This is a genomic window from Cellulomonas sp. NPDC089187 (assembly GCF_040685135.1).
GTDB lineage: Bacteria > Actinomycetota > Actinomycetes > Actinomycetales > Cellulomonadaceae > Cellulomonas.
In genome coordinates this window covers 297,606-313,288 of the sequence record NZ_JBFBHI010000003.1, presented here as the reverse complement: position 1 = coordinate 313,288, position 15,683 = coordinate 297,606, and the positions used below count along the sequence as shown (strand labels likewise).

Below are 15,683 nucleotides of genomic sequence, written 5' to 3'. Positions count from 1 at the left end.
GGAGCACCGCCGCCTCGCCGGGTACAGTGGGCGCGCTCGTCCTCCGGGACGACGCCGCCTTAGCTCAGTCGGCAGAGCGTCTCACTCGTAATGAGAAGGTCGTGGGTTCGATTCCCACAGGCGGCTCCGACGGAAGGCCCCTCACGCCAACACAAGCAGTGGTGCGAGGGGCCTTCTCATATCCGGCGCAGGACTGCTCCGGGGTTGCCTCTCGTTGGTGGATGGTTACACGCCTACTCGCCCTGAGCGCGAGGCTCTCGCAAGCCCGGTTCGGCTGCGGCGTGAGGCGATGACGGTGTGTGGCCGACGGAAACGAGCGCGTGCAGTCGCCCGCCTGGGGTAACCCGAATAGAGGTCGTCCACCGCCCCGCCCGGCGGGTCAAGTACTCCGTGACCGACGCCGCAGCGAACCGGAGTCTCCGAGGTTGCCCTAAGCGCCGACCCGCGCCAGTGAGCAACATGCATGCCCATGCTGTGGCTGAGAAGTGGACGAACGCGACTCTCTGAACTCTCAGTGATGTGTGTGGCTTGGCGGGAGGACCTCACGGATGCTGAGGTCAGTTCTTGCTGGCTTGTGCCGAGGCGCTGGTCGGGTGTAGGGCCGAGCGCGGCGCTACGGACTCCCTGACGACGACCGACGCCGACGAGAGTGGGACACTGCGGGCGAGACCAGGTTCGAGTTCGAGGTGCTGGTGGGTTTGCCTGCTGTTTTTGGCGGGCTGCGCGCTATTGCCGACGATGCTGAGCAGGGCTGCCGAGCAGCATCTCTACATCGATGGGCACGCCAACACGGTGATCTACGTGGGCGAGAGCGGTCAGCGGGATCAGCACTCAGTCGGCTACGACCAGTCCAGACGTCGGAGCCGAGGGGGATGTCAGTGCTCGTGAGCATGATGTCCTCGTGGTCGAGGTGCGTAGTGGACACTGGTAGTCGCGCAGCCACGAACGCGGGCACACGTGTCGGTTCGATGCCGCCACACCGGGGCGGATCCCGGTCTTGTGCTGGGTGTTGATAGAAGATGAGGCGGCGCGTGCGCTTGCCGACGATGAGAGGACCACTCGATGGCTGACGAACAGCGGCTGACCGGGCTTGAGATTTGCGCCGGGGCTGGCGGGCAGTTCATTGGGTTGGAGCAGGCAGGTTTCGATCATACTATTGCTGTCGAGATCGAGCCCGAGGCATGCGAGACGCTGCGAATCAATCGCCCCAATCAAAATGTGCATCAGGGCGATGTGCGCGACGTCAACGGCAAAGACTATAAAGGGATCGACTTGCTTTCGGGGGGCGTTCCGTGCCCTCCTTTTAGTATCGCTGGCAAGCAGCTGGGGGCTGACGATGAGCGCGATCTCTTCCCCGAAGCGCTCCGTCTCGTGCGCGAGGCTCAGCCTGGAGCGGTGATGTTAGAGAACGTTAAAGGGCTGGCGGGTGCAAAGTTCGCCCCTTACCGCGATTCCATCCTGGCGGCGCTCGATGCGATGGGCTACGACGCCTATTGGCACCTGCTGTTTGCGAACGATTTTGGCGTTCCACAGTTGCGGCCTCGGTTTGTGCTCGCGGCAATCAAGCGCAAGTATCTGCGAAAGCAGCGTTTCGAGTGGCATGCGATCGGTGCTACCGCGGCCACAGTCGGCGAGACGCTGTACCCGATGATGTCGGCGAATGGATGGCTCGGTGCGGAGGCGTGGCGCGACCGCGCGAACGGAATCGCACCCACTGTCGTAGGTGGCTCTCGCAAGCACGGAGGCCCCGACCTGGGTCCGACTCGCGCGCGCGCCGCGTGGCTCGAGCTTGGTGTTGACGGTCGAAGTATCGCGGACGCAGCGCCGGACTACGACACCCCGGCTGATCACACGCCGCGTCTCACCCTCCCGATGGTCGCCGCGATCCAGGGTTTCCCTGGTGACTGGAAATTCTCCGGGCGTAAGACTGCTGCGTACCGCCAGGTCGGGAATGCCTTCCCGCCTCCTGTTGCGAAGGCGGTTGGGCTGTCGATCCGCGCTGTTCTCACCGGAACGCCGCTCCATCGCCTGGTCGAGGACGAAGGCGACGGTCTCACCTACTCGGAGAGCGTGTCCCGTGCCTCGTTCCACCAGTCCGCGCTGCGCCTACTCAAGGCGGTGTGAACGGCAGGTTCACTGCTGGGGTGAGCGACTCTGCTCGTTACGGCTTGGCGCCTCCGTCGAGCCTCTTTTCCTTAATGGCGCGCTCCGCTGCACTTATTTGCGCTCGGATCGGCCCATCTCCCCATGGCTCGCAGTGCGTTGCTTGGTAGTATGTCCGCACCCGTGTGCCCTCGTGGTAGCGGCGCTGAGACTTAATGATCCAGCCCAGCTTGCGTAGTTCCCGCAGGCGCTTCTGGTAGTCCTCTTGATACTGCTTCGCGGACGCGACGATACCGATGAGATCGGATGGCACCCATTTGCCTTCGAATGCCTTGAGTAGTTCCCCGATGCGACGGTGAGGTTCATCATGGAGGATTGCTTCCTTGATCTCCTCACTGTGGGAGTCGTACGTCGCGTAATAGTCCTTCTTACCCGAGTTGCAGTCCTCGCATAGGGGCTGAAGGTTCTCGATCTCGTTTCCGCCGCCCCATGCTTGCGGGATCTTGTGGTCTACCGCCAGCTTCACCCCGTCCTCGGACGGCGTCCGACCGCACTGCGCGCATCGTTGAGAAGCAAGCACCTCGGCGCGCACTCGCAGCGAGATCGGGATCGTGTCGACCGATGGCTTCTGCTTCCATCCAACGAGGTGGTAGTGCCATTCGCCATCTACGCCGCGCTCGGATCGAATAACGAAGTACTTGCGAAGGTCGCGAACCCGACGATCGGTTTGAGACTGGGCCTCCCCGAAGGTCGCGACGATGTGGTCTCGGATCTCGAGCATGGTTGGCGGATCGTCACGCCTCGCGTGCAACATCGAGTAGATCGCGGCTTGGGCCCCTGAGACACCGAGGTCTTGGATGAGAGCCGAACCAGGCTCAGGAAGCTGACGCGAAACGGCGAGGATGTCGTCGTGCTCAACGGATTCGCCTGGTCGTGGTCGGATCGGGATCACGTTGTCCGTCGGGTCATTCGCGTTCAGTAGTCGACCGAAGAGAACCTCATCGTCCGAAGACGGTGCACCTGCGTCGTCGTTCATGTCCACACGCTAGCGAGAACACTGACGCACCTGACGGAGGGACACGGTTGCGCCATCGTGTTCGCTCAGCTGGCGACTTCGCAACGGCACGATTCTGCGTCAAGCGGGGCCTGTGCGTTCGAATCGGCCACAACCGGCACTCGTGGCAGCCGTCTCGGTAGGACTGGATCTCGTCGGACACTAGGCCGCGCCATCGAAGGCATGCATCCGACTATGTCGCAGCACAAGCCAATCATGTTCGTGCTGTCCCAGTGACCGTTGATCGCCGGTAGACAGTGGCGTGATGGGCCGCCATCGACGTCTGCCTCGCCAAGCTGCACGGCGGCCCTCACGCCACCGGCAGCCCCACCACCGCCTTCGTCCGCGACCGCCCCGCCGCGTCCTTGATCACGATGTACTCCAGGTCGACATGCGGCTCCAGCGCGCTGAACTTGTCGTTCGGTGCGCCGATGACCAGCTGGAAGCCGAGTCCACGCCAGGCACCGATCGCCCGGCCGGTGAACCGCGCGTCCGCCTTGATCAGTGCCTCGTCCAGGAACACGGGGGCGTAGCGCGGGCGGTCGGCACCGGCGTCACCGAGCTGGTAGCGCAGGGCGGCGCCGACGATGAACGCAACGAGCTCCTGGGATTCGCCACCGGACTTCTCTCCAATGTGGTCGTAGAGCGCGACGTGGTTGCCCTCCAGGTCGACCTTCTCCGCGGAGAGTCGGACGTGGCGGCGGACGTCGACCAGGTCGGCGAAGTCGGGTGCGGTGCGGCGGATGCGGTCGATGACCTTGGCCATCCGGGCGTAGCGGCGTTCGCGTTCGGCGTCGGTGGCCTCGGTGGCGAGCTCGTCGCGCAGGTCGCGCAGTTCTTTGCGGAACCGGGCGACGACCGTGGACTGGGTGTCCCGGGCGTCGATCCGCAGGCGGTGGTCGTCGTCGGCGAAGGGCAGCGCGGCCAGAATGTCGTTGACCGGGCGGATGCGCTCCTTGATCTCCCGCACGGAGCGGGACAGGGCGTTGTACAGGTCGGTGAGGTCGTTGCCGGACAGCCGTAGCAGGCTCTTGCGCCAGTCGGCCTCCAACTCGTGCAGGCCGCTGGTCTCCAACTCGGCGAGGATTCGGGCGAAGTCCGGGTAGGAGCCCTCCGGGTCGGTGCCGAGATTCGGGTCGGGCCAGCGCTCGACGAAGGTCTCGAAGATCCGGCGCAGGGTGTCCCGTGCGGTGCCGATCTCCTGCTCGGCGGCCTGCCGGTCGGTGCGCAGCAGCTCGGTGGCGCGGGCGGACAGGGTGTCGAAGGCGTCCAGGGCCGCGGCGGGTGAGGTGGGTGCGGGGCCGTCCGGGGAGCCGAGCAGCCCGTCGAGGTAGGCGCGCTGGTCCTCGGTGATCTCGACCTCGGCGTCGGCGGCGTCGTCCAGGGCCTGCTGGGAGACGTCGACGTCGTCGGTGATCGCGGACCAGCTCTCGGACAGTCGCTCGGCCTCACCCTTGGCCCGGCCCAACTGGTCGGAGAGTGTGCGGATCGAGCCCTCCAGCTCGGTGGCGCGGCGCTGGAGCTGGGTGACCTCGGGGCTGCCGGAGGTGACATCGTCGATGACCTGCTGCCAGCGGTCCCGGTCGGCCTGCGCGGTGGCGGTGTCGACGTCGGTCCAGGCGGTGGCGTCGATGATCCGGAAGGCGTCCAGCTCGGCGTCCTGCTGATCCAGGCCGGCATCGGCGGACTCGACGGCCTGCTCGGCCAGGAGGAGTCGCTTCTGCGCTGCGTCGATCTCCTGATCGAGGTGCGCGAGTCGACGGGTGTTGGTGAAGCCGAGCACGTTGGCCCGACCGCCACCGCCGTGGGCGCCGCGGCTGCCCTCGGAGGTCTGGCCGGTGCGGGTCAGCGCCTTGCGGTGCTGGGCGAGCTCGCCGGTGGTGTCGACGCAGACGTAGGCGAACCGGTTGGCCAGCTCGGTGCGTAGCCACCCGGTGAACGGCCCGGAGCGGAAGTCCAGGCGGCCGGGCAGGGTGCGCGGGTCGAGGGCGACCTCGGTGTGGATGTCGGTGGGTACGCCCTCGAATCGCAGCCGGCGTCCGAGCTGCACCCCGTCGATGGCCTCGCGGAACCGGCGCAGGTCGGCCATGTCGAGCAGCAGCTGGGTGGCGAATCCGCCGAGGGCCAGGTTGAAGGCTTCCCGCCACGGCTCGTGTTCGGCGCGGACCTCGATCAGCTCGGCGACGAAGGGCAGCTGCTCGGGCGACATTCCGGCGGCCTCGGCCAGGGCGGCCCGGGCACGCAGCAGCTCACCGGGGATCGCGCCCTTGTGCGAGGTGGCGGCGACCCGGTCGGAGCGGAGCCGGGCCAACTCAATGGCGGCGTCCTTCTTCTCGGTCATCGCGTCACCGAGCGCGCGGCGGGCGTCGGCCTTGGCCGCACCGTCGGTCAGCGCCGTGCGGGCCCGGGCTGCCAACGCATCGAAGTCGGACTTGCCACGCAGGTCGCTGCCCAGCGCGTCCCACACGGTCTCGGCCAGCCGGGTGCGGGCCGCGGTGACCCGGGCCAGGCGCTCCTCGGCGGTGCGTAGCTCGCGTTGGGCAGTGGCCAGGCGGTCGCCACCGGAGCTCCACAGCGTCTCCTTGACGCCGTCGAGCTCGGAACGGGCGGCCTCCACCCGGGCCTGGGTTTCGGTGACCTGGCGCTGGGCCTGCTTGTGGCGCTGTTGCAGGTCGTGTTCGACATCGCGCAACAGTCCGAGGCGCTGCTCGTGCCGCCAGACGGCTGCGGGGCTGTTGGGGGCGTCCACGTCACCGAGCTGGGCGATGACCCGCACGCGGTCGGCGGCGGCCTCGATGCCGTCGCGCAGTCCGCGGATCGGCTCCAGCGCCTTCACCTGTTGCCGGGCGGTGATCATCTGATCGCGGGTGCCGGTCAGCTTGTCGAACTGCTCGACCACGGCGTCGGCGGTGGCGAAGGTGGTGGGCTCCTCCAACACCATCGCCTTGTACAGCGCGTCCACGGTGGTGATCTGCTGTCCGGCCTGGATGCGCCCGAGCAGGCCGACCGCGCGGCTGCCGTCGCCGGTGGCCCCGATCCCCAGGGTCGAGTACAGGCGGGCGGTGAACTCCCGGTCGGTGTCATAGGCGGTCAGCCCGGTGGCGGTGACCGCGGCCCGGGACAGTCGCTCGGCGGCGGCCGGTTCCAGGGTGGTCAGGTCGAAGTCGGCGTCGACGGTGGCGCGCACCGCGGTGACCTCGTCCAGGGTCCGGGCGGCCGACGGGACGTACCAGGCACGCACCGCGGTGAACACCCGGCCGGTCTGATCCGCCCAGGTCATCGCGATGGCGGACCAGGTGTCCCGGCCATCGCCGCGCAGCACACGCTGACGGGTGCCCTCGTCGGTGCGGGACTCGTCCAGCTTGCCCCGGGCGTAGGACAGGATGTTGCGCTGGTCCTTGCCACGCGGACGTCCGACGACACCGCCGTTGGACGCGCCGTTGAACGGGGTGGTGTGCGGCATGAGCAGGGCGATGTAGGCGTCCATCAGGGTGGACTTGCCGGAGCCGGAACCGCCGGATAGCAGGGTGGCGGTGGGGGCGAGCAGCACCCTGTGATGGCCGTCGTAGCCACCCCAGTTCACCAGTTGCAGGTCGCGGGCCACCCACTGCTGACCGGTGGAGGCGGCGGGGATCAGCCCGAAGAGCGTGTCCACCATCGTCATCGGGCGGTCTCCTCGTCAGGGGTGAACAGGTCGGTGTCCTGGGGCGGTTCGGGGGTGTCCTCGACGGGCCGCTCGGGCTCGGACTCGGATGCGGCATCGACGTCGGGCTCGGCGGGCAGGTCGTCCACCACCACCTCCGCGCCGGGGGTGCGCAACCAGGCATTCAGCTCGGACAGTCGCTCATTGCTCAGCACCACCTCGACCAGCGGAGTGATCCGGTACCGCCCCTCGGAGGCCTCCTCGATCAGCCCGTCCTTGGCCAGACGGGCGATGGCGGCCCGGATCTCCCGCTGCCGGGTGGCCAGGTTGGTGCCCTCGGGGTCGAAGTAGGTCAGCGCGGTCTGCTCGATCTCCTCGACGTCGACCCGCACGGAGGTCTCCCCGGCACCGCGTTCGCGCTGGAACACGGTGCGCAGGTGCACCAGCACCAGGGTCTCGGCCCGGCTGTAGGGCTCGTCGCGCAGCAGCACCGGGACGTCCAACTCCGCGGAGCGGACCTGACGCTTGTAGGCGATGCCCCGGTCGTGGTCGACCACCAGGTGCACGAACAGGTCGTGCAGCCGCGACTCGATCACCTGCTGGTTCTCCACCAGGGTGCGCCACTGGGCGGTGTTCTTCTCGGCCAGGATCACCCGGCGCTGGAGCAGTCGGACCAGCACCCGGCGCACCTCGGCGTCCAGGGTTCCGGAGTCCCCGGCGAACAGCTCGCTCGGGTCCTCCTCCATCGACACGGGTGCGATGAAGGCGTCTTCAGTCATCGGATTCCTCCAGGCGGACCGCGACGCCCTCGAAGGCGAAGCGGCGCGGGGTGCCGTCGGGCCGGATCGCCTCGACCTGGGCGACGGTGGCGGTCTCGGTGGTGTGGTGCTGCTCGGCGATCTCCAGCAGACCCAGCAGGTCCACCGGTCGGCGCAGATGATCGGGTGCCGCGGCGAAGGCCTCGGCCAGGTCGGCGTCCTCGTGCTCGTCCAACCAGGTGGTCAGGTAGGCGCTCAGCTCCGCGTAGTGCGGTCCGCCCCAGGCCCGGGCCTCGGCAGTGGAGACCGCCGGGTCCAGATCGTCGTCCCACTCGGTGAGTGCCTCCGGGGGCTGCGGGGGCCGCAGGTCGCTCGGGGTCTGGCGCAGAGCCTCGACCTCGGCCACCGGCAGCCGGCGCAGCGGCTCGACAGCCTGCCCGCGTCGGGAGGTAGGCATCCAGTCCTGCAGGCCGGTCATCACCTCGCGCAGGAGATCGTCGACCTGCCGGTCACGCAGCGGGTCGTGGTTGCGCACCTGGGAGGTGATCACCGACGAGGCCTCACGCTGGGCGGCGAACACCTGCTCCAGACCCTGCTCGATCCGACGCCCGATGTCCGCGAGCTCCGCGCGCTGCTGGGCGGGCAGTTGCCGGGTGAACCGGTGCCGCAGCACCACGTCCAACTGTGCGGCCAGCTCATCCAGTCGCTGCGGGTCGCCGATCAGGCGCAGCGCCCCGGCGAAGGCCCGGCCCTCGTCGGTGGACTCCATCACGTGCTCGCCGCGTTCCAGGTACTCGCGCAGCACCTCACCGGTGGGGCGCTCATCCTGACGCAGGGCGGTGACCACATCGCGCTGCATCGCCTTGATCGACTCGGCCACCCGGGCGAAGTCGCCGGGTAGCTCGCGGACCAGGTGCAGGACGTTCTCCGCCTCTTCCAGCAGGATGTCGTCCGGGGTCTCGACCACTTTGCCGGTGCGCTGGATGCGGTCCAGCTCGGCCTTCTTCTCCGCGATCTCGGCATCCAGCCGGGCCAGGGCGACCAGCACATCGGGGTCGGCGTGCTGCGCCAGCCGGTCCAGGGCGTCCAACAGGGTGCGGACCCGGGAGTGCGACACCCGCGCCCGGGTACCACCGGCCCGACCGGCGACCTCCAACGCGCCCACCGCGTGCGCGGTCAGCTGATAGACCTCGACGTCGTCGTCCCGCACCTGACGGACCAGCCACCCGGCATCCGCCCACTGACGGCACAGCTCGCGCGCGGACCCGACGGGCAGGTCGTCGCCGTGCCCGTCGGCACGCAGCTGGTCCAGGGCGTCGCCGATCTCCGCATGCGCGTCGTCCACCGGCACGGTCGGGCGCTCCGCGGTGAAGGTCAGCGAGAGCATCGCGACGACCAGGGGAGCATGCCGCTTGTGCAGCAGGTCGAGCATCGGATTCTGGAACGCCCGGACGGCGCCCAGGTAGGCACCTTCGGCACGAGTGATCATCGGGACACAGCCTAGTGAAGCCCGACAGGTGCCCGTGCCACCCTGTGAGGATGCCCTCGTATCGCGTGACCATGACCATCGGACTGCTGCACCGCGGCGTGAACCCGTCGACGGTGCTCCCCGCTGCCGGAGCCGCCGCCGCGGAGCTGACTGAGGTGGAGGCGCAGGATCTGACCGTGGTCGCCGGGCAGCCGCGAATCGTCGTGCGGTACGTCGCTGAGCATGATGATCAGGCCCGGGATGTGGCCGGTCGGGTGATCGGAGAGGTGACCGGTCTGGCGCAGGTGTCGGCCTCGGTGGTGACCCGCCGGGAGGGCGCTCGCTGGCTGCCGGTCACGGCCTGAGCGCCGGAAAGAAAGCACCAGCGCGCTGATCGTCGGGGCCGGGGTTAGGTTGCGGTCATGCCCGAGGTGATCGTCTCCGCCGCTGCTCTGGCCGAGGAACTGTCCGGCCCCCGCCCGCCCCGGCTGCTCGATGTGCGCTGGCAGCTCGGCGGACCGCCGGGCGTGGACGGCTACCGCGCGGGCCACCTGCCGGGCGCGGTGTATGTCGACCTGGACACCGAGCTGGCAGCACCGCCCAGCCCGGCCGCCGGTCGTCACCCGCTACCGGACCCGGCTGCGCTGCAACGGGCCGCTCGGACCTGGGGACTGCGGCAGGGCGAGCCGGTCGTGGTCTACGACGACTCGGGGTCGATGTCAGCGGCTCGCGCCTGGTGGTTGCTGCGCTGGGCCGGGGTGGAGCGGGTGCGCATCCTCGACGGTGGACTGGCCGCCTGGGTGGCTGCGGGTGGCGCGCTGAGCCAGGACGAGGTGCATCCGCCGCTCGGTGATGTCGAGCTGACCGGGGGCGGGCTGCCGACCCTGGATGCCGATGGTGCCGCCGCCTGGCCGCAGGACGGTCTGCTGTTGGACGCCCGGGCCGCCGAGCGGTTCCGTGGCGAGGTGGAACCGATCGACCCCCGCGCCGGACACATCCCCGGGGCGGTCAGTGCACCCACCGCGGAGAACAACGACGACTCCGGCAGCTTCCTGCCCACCGACGACCTGACCCGCCGGTTCGCGGCGCTGGGCGCACCGGCGGGTGGTCGGGTGGCGGTGTACTGCGGCTCCGGGGTGACTGCGGCGCACCAGGCAGCGGCGCTGACCCTGGCCGGGTACACGCCGGTGCTCTACCCGGGCAGTTGGTCGCAGTGGTCCAGCGACCCAGATCGGCCGGTGGCGACGGGGGAATGACCACCCATGACCACCCCGCCGCCGGTCATCGGGTTGAGTCGACCCGGCCACCGGCGGAGGCCGCGCCCAGCCAGGTGTGCGGGTTGCGGTCCCAGCACCAGCCGAGTTTCGGGCGGCGCTGGCTGATCCAGATCGCTGGCACGCGCTGATTACCGGCCCGGGACGCCATCAGGCTGAAGCACTTGTTGGGGCGCAGCATGTCCGGTCGCACGGTCACCAGCGCCAGTCCTTCGGCGATGGTCAGGCCGACCCGTCCGCGCTGCTGCACCACGGTCAACGCGTGTTCTGGGGTCTGGTTGCAGAACTCCGACCCGGTGTCGACATCCACCAGCAGGTAGGGCGCGCGCTGATCGACGGTGCTGTACCCGGCCAGTTCCTGGTCGTCGATGACGCTGACCCCGGACGTCGACCCGCGACGCATGGCGGGGACCAGGGCATTCGAGGGTGCTGGGTCGAGCACCAGCAGGAAGGGGATGTGGTCCTCGTGCAGCACCACGTTCTCCGGCGGGGTGGGCAGCGGCTGCTCCGACCAGCCCAGAGCCGCGGTCACGCCGAGCGACTGGTAGGCACGCAGCTGTCGGGCGAGCTCGTCGGCGGCTGACACGGTGGGGTCGTAGGGCTCGGCGGGGCTGGTGTGGTCGGCGGTGGTCGGCCAATTAGGGTTGTGCGGGACGTCGGACAGGCCCATCGATACCTCCGGGAGTGGGGGAACCGGGCTCAACGGTCGACGTGCCGGGAGAGTTCCGTCAGCTCCGGTCCCGGTCCTTGCTGGGCTGCACCCGCTTGGGCTCACCCGGCATCTTCGGGTACTCCGGTGGGTAGGGCAGATCGCCCAACCCGTGGTCGCGCTCGTCCCGATCGGCCAGCTCCAGCAGTCCGTCGAGGGAGCCCCGGTCGGGTGCCCCGGCGCGCAGCGGGGCGAAGAGGTCACCGACCTGCGCGAACCGGGCGGGTGCGGTGCGCAGGTCGAAGTCGTCCGGGTGCACCTGGTCGACCTCGGCCCAGTCCAGTGGCATCGACACCGTGGCGCGTGGGTTGGGGCGGATCGACCACGCGGAGGCGATGGTGCGGTCCCGGGCCATCTGGTTGTAGTCGACAAAGATCGCCTCGCCCCGCTCCTCCTTCCACCACTTGGTGGTGACCTGCCCGGGCAGCCGCCGCTCCAGTTCCCGTCCCACGGCGATGGCGGCACGTCGGCACTGGGTGAAGGTCCAGCGCGGCTCGATGGGCGCGAAGATGTGCATCCCGCGGCCGCCAGAGGTCTTGGGATATCCGGTCAGCCCGTGTTCGGCCAGGATCTCCCGGACATGCGGGGCGACCCGGGCGGCGTCGGAGAAGTCGGTGCCGGGCTGCGGGTCCAAGTCGATCCGGAGCTGGTCCGGTGCCTCCACATCGTCGGCGGTGACCGGCCAGGGGTGGAAGGTCAACGTGCCCAGGTTGGCGGCCCAGATCACCACGGCCAGCTCGGAGGGACTGACCTCGTCGGCGGTGCGCCCGGAGGGGAAGGCGATCCGTGCGGTCTCGACGTAGTCGGGTGCGCCCTGGGGCACTCGCTTCTGGAAGAACGCGTCCCCCCGGTTGTCCGCCCGCGTGGACAGCGTGGCGCCGGGGAACACGCCCTGCGGCCAGCGTTCCAGCGTGGTCGGCCGGTGCTGCAGCGCGTTCAGGATGCCGTCACCGACCGCGAGCAGGTACTCGACCACATCCAGTTTGGTGTACCCACGCTCAGCGAAGTACACCTTCTGCGGGTTGCTCACCCGGACGGTGCGACCGCGAACCTCGAGCTGGGTGGCGGGGCTGGCACTGGGCGTCATCGCCCCACGGTAGGGCGGGCGGTCGCTGTGTGCTCGATGTGTGCCAGGCGCGACCGGTCGGGGCAACTCTGGTCAGCGGTGCGCCCACTGTGTCTAGGGTCACACCGGCTGCTCGCGATGACGCGGGCAGTGCGACGCAGGGGGCGCGCACCACTGTGCTGTCCCCTGCCCGACACAGGGGGATCCATGAATCGACGTCAGAAGATCGGCAGCGCGGTGACGGCGCTCGCGGTGGCCGGAGCACTCGGGCTGGCCGCGGCACCCGCCGCCCAGTCGCACGGCTACATCGGCGGCAGCAACTCGCAGCTGATCGCCCGCGCGGCTATGCCGGGCAACACCGGGCTCGGGGCGGTGCAGTACGAGCCGCAGAGCATCGAGGGACCAAAGGGCTTCCCGGCGCAGGGGCCGGCGGACGGCACGTTGGCCTCCGGTGGCAACACCCGGTTCTCCGAGCTGGACCAGCAGAGCTCCACCCGGTGGGTGAAGAACCAGGTCACCAACCGCACGGTGGATGTCGCCTGGAACTACACCGCGCTGCACGCCACCACCAAGTGGGAGTACTACATCACCAAGCCGGGCTGGAACCAGAACGCCCCGCTGACCCGCTCCTCGCTGGAGCTGATCAAGACCGTGCCCTACAACGGCGCGCTGCCGGTGCAAGGGGAGAAGCACACCCTGACCATCCCTGCAGACCGGACCGGGTACCACGTGATCTACGCGGTCTGGGTGGTCGACAACACGACGAACGCGTTCTACAACACGATCGACGTCACCATCCAGTGAGTCAGGAGGCCTGGACGTCGTGTTCGGCCGCGAGTGCGGCGTCCAGGTCCGCCAGGATGCGGCGGCATTCCTCGACATCCCACTGGGTGCCGGCGATCTCGAACTCGAAGAGCACCGGGCGGTCCGACATCGCCGCGATCTGGCGGCACGCCATCTGGTAATGCCGACCGAAGTTCCGGTTACCCGACCCCATCACGCCAACCATGCGTCGACGGTTGACCGGGTTGCGCAGGAACCGCCGCACCGCCTCGGGGATGGTGTCGTTGTTCTCGTTCCCGGTTTTGTACGACGGGGTGAGCAGCACCCACGGCCCGTCGGCCTCGCTCAGTCGGTGCTCGCGCTCGGCCAGGTTGAACACCGGCCGGTCCAGCCGCTCCGCGAAGGACCGCACCAGTCCGCTGGCGCTGGAGTAGTAGTACACGGGGGTCTGGCGCATCGAGTCAGGGAACCCCGGATTCCGCTCGGTCGATGGGGACGTTCGTCCCGGGAGACGCCGATGGCCGGGACCCTCGCAGGAGGGCCCCGGCCATCGGATCAGCTCACTGCTGGTCGCCGGTACCGGACGCGGTCGGTGCCGCGCTCTCGGTGCCCGGGGTGGAGTCACCGGCAGCAGCCAGCGATTCCTTGGCCGCGGCGACGACGGCCTCAGTGGTGATGCCGAACTCGCGGTACAGGGTCTCGTAGTCCGCGGAGGCACCGTAGTGCTCCAGGGACACGGCCCGTCCGGCCTCACCGAGGATCTTGTGCCAGGACAGCGCAATGCCCGCCTCGACCGAGACCCGGGCACGGACGTTCTTCGGCAGCACCGACTCGCGGTAGGCCTCGTCCTGCTCGGCGAACCACTCCAGGCTCGGTGCCGACACCACGCGGGTGGCAATGCCCGCGGCCTCGAGCTGCTCGCGGGCCTCGACGGCCAGCTGCACCTCGGAGCCGGTGCCGATCAGGATCACGTCCGGCGTGCCGGAGGAGGCCTCAAGCAGCACATAGGCACCCTTGGCGACACCCTCCGCAGAGGCGAAGCCCTGCTCGCCGCGCGGGAAGGTCGGCACGTTCTGCCGGGTCAGCACCAGGCCGACCGGCCCGTCGTGCCGCTCCAGGGTGGCCTTCCATGCCTGCGCGGTCTCGTTGGCGTCGGCCGGACGCACGATGGCCAGCCCCGGGATCGCCCGCAGCGCGGTCAGGTGCTCCACCGGCTGGTGGGTCGGACCGTCCTCGCCCAGACCGATGGAGTCGTGGGTCCAGACGTAGATCGCCGGCACACCCATCAGCGACGCCAGGCGGACAGCACCGCGCATGTAGTCGGAGAAGGTGAAGAAGGTGCCGCCGTAGGGCCGGGTCAGCCCGTGCAGCGTGATGCCGGACAGGATCGCGCCCATCGCGTGCTCACGGATGCCGAAGTGCAGCGTGCGGCCGAACTCGTTGCCCGCGAACTCGTGGGTGGAGCGCTCAGCCGGGATGAAGGACGGCTCGCCCTTCATGGTGGTGTTGTTCGACCCGGCAAGGTCCGCCGACCCGCCCCAGAGCTCGGGCAGCACCGACGCCAGCGCGGACAGCACCTCACCGGAGGCGGCCCGAGTGGCCACCGACTTCCCGGCCTCGAACACCGGCAGCTGCTCGGCCCAGTCGGCGGGCAGCTCGTGCGCGACCAGCCGGTCCAGCAGGGCCGCGCGGTCCGGGTTGGCCGCACGCCACGCCTGGTAGCTCGTGTCCCACTCCGCCTGTGCCGCGTTGCCGCGCTCGACGGCCTTGCGGGTGTGCTCGATCACCTCGGGGGCGACGTCGAAGGACGTCGAAGGGTCGAAGCCCAGGACCTCCTTCAGGCCGCGGACCTCGTCGGTGCCCAGCTTGGAGCCGTGCGAGCCGTGGGTGTTCTGCTTGGTCGGGGACGGCCAGGCGATGATCGTGCGCAGCCCGATGAAGGACGGGCGGTCGGTGACCTTCTTGGCCTCCTCGATGGCGGCGTAGAGCGCGTCGACGTTCTCGGTGTACTCGCCACCCTCGGTCCAGTCCACGAACTGCACATGCCAGCCGTAGGCCTCGTAGCGCTTGACCACGTCCTCGGTGAAGGCGATCTCAGTGTCACCCTCGATGGAGATGTGGTTGTCGTCCCAGATCGCGATCAGGTTGCCCAGCTTCTGGGTCCCGGCGATGGACGACGCCTCGGAGGTCACACCCTCCTGCAGGTCACCGTCGGAGGCGAGCACGTACACGAAGTGGTCGAAGGGGCTGGTGCCCGGTGCCGCCTCGGGGTCGAACAGACCGCGCTCGCGGCGGGCGGCCATCGCGAAGCCCACCGCGGAGGACAGGCCCTGCCCCAGCGGACCGGTGGTGATCTCCACGCCGGTGGTGTGCTTGTACTCGGGGTGGCCGGGGGTCGCCGAGCCCCAGGTGCGCAGTGCCTCGAGGTCGGACAGCTCCAGGCCGTAGCCGGACAGGTAGAGCTGAATGTACTGGGTCAGCGAGGAGTGCCCCGCGGACAGGATGAAGCGGTCACGACCCAGCCAGTGCGGATCGGCCGGGTTGTGGCGCATCACGTTCTGGTAGAGCAGGTACGCCGCGGGAGCCAAGCTGATCGCCGTGCCGGGGTGGCCATTGCCGACCTTCTCCACCGCGTCGGCGGCCAGGACACGCACCGTGTCGACGGCCTTGCGGTCGAGCTCGGTCCAACCGACCTGCTGGGCCAGGGGAGCCTTCGCGTTCACCACACCTCATTTCTGCCCGGGTGCGGCACCCAGGCTCGGGGACGGGCTCGGACCGGTGGTGACCGGCCTCGGGCACTGGTGCCGAGCCTAGACTCCTCGGCA

Annotated in this window: 12 protein-coding genes and 1 tRNA gene; 5 read left to right on the top strand and 8 right to left on the bottom strand. The window is 69.1% G+C overall.

Translation table 11 applies throughout. The annotated features are described in order from the left end of the window. Positions 1-53: 53 nt before the first annotated feature. Together AB0N78_RS09730 and AB0N78_RS09725 are read left to right on the top strand one after the other, a co-directional pair. Positions 54-126 (top strand) — tRNA-Thr (locus AB0N78_RS09730). 936 nt (positions 127-1,062) lie between these two features. Further along, positions 1,063-2,124, top strand: a complete 1,062-nt coding sequence (locus AB0N78_RS09725; RefSeq protein WP_363389075.1) for a DNA cytosine methyltransferase — start codon at positions 1,063-1,065, stop codon at positions 2,122-2,124. Positions 2,125-2,161: 37 nt separating this feature from the next. On the opposite strand, the gene AB0N78_RS09720 is transcribed toward AB0N78_RS09725, so the two are convergent. The 4 genes from AB0N78_RS09720 to AB0N78_RS09705 all read right to left on the bottom strand — a co-directional run bounded on the left by AB0N78_RS09720 (position 2,162) and on the right by AB0N78_RS09705 (position 9,047). Next, positions 2,162-3,139: an HNH endonuclease signature motif containing protein gene (locus tag AB0N78_RS09720; protein ID WP_363389072.1), complete on the bottom strand. Its 978-nt coding sequence runs from the start codon at positions 3,137-3,139 to the stop codon at positions 2,162-2,164. Positions 3,140-3,467: 328 nt separating this feature from the next. Then, positions 3,468-6,821 carry an SbcC/MukB-like Walker B domain-containing protein gene (locus AB0N78_RS09715; RefSeq protein WP_363389069.1) on the bottom strand — a complete coding sequence of 1,118 codons (3,354 nt, stop codon included), beginning with the start codon at positions 6,819-6,821 and terminating at the stop codon, positions 3,468-3,470. Beyond that, positions 6,818-7,579, bottom strand: a complete 762-nt coding sequence (locus AB0N78_RS09710) for a DUF4194 domain-containing protein (RefSeq protein WP_363389067.1) — start codon at positions 7,577-7,579, stop codon at positions 6,818-6,820. Before AB0N78_RS09710 ends, AB0N78_RS09715 begins: the two co-directional genes overlap by 4 nt. Further along, a complete protein-coding gene (locus AB0N78_RS09705; RefSeq protein WP_363389064.1) occupies positions 7,572-9,047 on the bottom strand; it encodes a DUF3375 domain-containing protein in 1,476 nt (491 codons plus the stop codon). Before AB0N78_RS09705 ends, AB0N78_RS09710 begins: the two co-directional genes overlap by 8 nt. Positions 9,048-9,097: 50 nt before the next feature. On the opposite strand from AB0N78_RS09705, the gene AB0N78_RS09700 reads away from it, so the two are divergent. Both AB0N78_RS09700 and AB0N78_RS09695 read left to right on the top strand, forming a co-directional pair. Further along, complete coding sequence (locus AB0N78_RS09700) at positions 9,098-9,391, top strand: hypothetical protein (RefSeq protein ID WP_363389061.1); 294 nt, start codon at positions 9,098-9,100, stop codon at positions 9,389-9,391. Between the two features lie 57 nt (positions 9,392-9,448). Further along, positions 9,449-10,282: a sulfurtransferase gene (locus AB0N78_RS09695; protein ID WP_363389058.1), complete on the top strand. Its 834-nt coding sequence runs from the start codon at positions 9,449-9,451 to the stop codon at positions 10,280-10,282. Between the two features lie 25 nt (positions 10,283-10,307). Here the strand turns inward: AB0N78_RS09695 and AB0N78_RS09690 are convergent, their stop codons facing one another. Together AB0N78_RS09690 and ligD are read right to left on the bottom strand one after the other, a co-directional pair. Continuing rightward, positions 10,308-10,970 (bottom strand): DUF5701 family protein, encoded by a 663-nt coding sequence (locus AB0N78_RS09690; protein ID WP_363389056.1) that lies wholly within the window; start codon positions 10,968-10,970, stop codon positions 10,308-10,310. 58 nt (positions 10,971-11,028) lie between these two features. Beyond that, a complete protein-coding gene (gene ligD / locus AB0N78_RS09685) occupies positions 11,029-12,096 on the bottom strand; it encodes a non-homologous end-joining DNA ligase (protein WP_363389053.1) in 1,068 nt (355 codons plus the stop codon). A 186-nt stretch (positions 12,097-12,282) separates the two neighbouring features. Between ligD and AB0N78_RS09680 the strand changes: the two genes are divergently transcribed. After that, positions 12,283-12,879 carry a lytic polysaccharide monooxygenase gene (locus AB0N78_RS09680; RefSeq protein WP_363389050.1) on the top strand — a complete coding sequence of 199 codons (597 nt, stop codon included), beginning with the start codon at positions 12,283-12,285 and terminating at the stop codon, positions 12,877-12,879. Position 12,880: 1 nt separating this feature from the next. On the opposite strand, the gene nrdI is transcribed toward AB0N78_RS09680, so the two are convergent. After that, on the bottom strand, positions 12,881-13,315 hold the full coding sequence (gene nrdI / locus AB0N78_RS09675; RefSeq protein WP_363389047.1) for a class Ib ribonucleoside-diphosphate reductase assembly flavoprotein NrdI: 435 nt from the start codon (positions 13,313-13,315) through the stop codon (positions 12,881-12,883). A 103-nt stretch (positions 13,316-13,418) separates the two neighbouring features. Next, a complete protein-coding gene (gene tkt / locus AB0N78_RS09670; RefSeq protein ID WP_363389045.1) occupies positions 13,419-15,581 on the bottom strand; it encodes a transketolase in 2,163 nt (720 codons plus the stop codon). Positions 15,582-15,683 lie beyond the last annotated feature (102 nt).

Bases quoted from the DNA above. Each gene is read 5' to 3' on its own strand.
- AB0N78_RS09680 (WP_363389050.1), top strand. From the start codon at position 12,283: ATGAATCGACGTCAGAAGATCGGCAGCGCGGTGACGGCGCTCGCGGTG.
- AB0N78_RS09690 (WP_363389056.1), bottom strand. From the start codon at position 10,970: ATGGGCCTGTCCGACGTCCCGCACAACCCTAATTGGCCGACCACCGCC.
- AB0N78_RS09710 (WP_363389067.1), bottom strand. From the start codon at position 7,579: ATGACTGAAGACGCCTTCATCGCACCCGTGTCGATGGAGGAGGACCCG.
- nrdI (WP_363389047.1), bottom strand. From the start codon at position 13,315: ATGCGCCAGACCCCCGTGTACTACTACTCCAGCGCCAGCGGACTGGTG.
- ligD (WP_363389053.1), bottom strand. From the start codon at position 12,096: ATGACGCCCAGTGCCAGCCCCGCCACCCAGCTCGAGGTTCGCGGTCGC.
- AB0N78_RS09720 (WP_363389072.1), bottom strand. From the start codon at position 3,139: ATGAACGACGACGCAGGTGCACCGTCTTCGGACGATGAGGTTCTCTTC.
- AB0N78_RS09725 (WP_363389075.1), top strand. From the start codon at position 1,063: ATGGCTGACGAACAGCGGCTGACCGGGCTTGAGATTTGCGCCGGGGCT.
- AB0N78_RS09705 (WP_363389064.1), bottom strand. From the start codon at position 9,047: ATGATCACTCGTGCCGAAGGTGCCTACCTGGGCGCCGTCCGGGCGTTC.
- AB0N78_RS09700 (WP_363389061.1), top strand. From the start codon at position 9,098: ATGCCCTCGTATCGCGTGACCATGACCATCGGACTGCTGCACCGCGGC.
- AB0N78_RS09695 (WP_363389058.1), top strand. From the start codon at position 9,449: ATGCCCGAGGTGATCGTCTCCGCCGCTGCTCTGGCCGAGGAACTGTCC.
- AB0N78_RS09715 (WP_363389069.1), bottom strand. From the start codon at position 6,821: ATGACGATGGTGGACACGCTCTTCGGGCTGATCCCCGCCGCCTCCACC.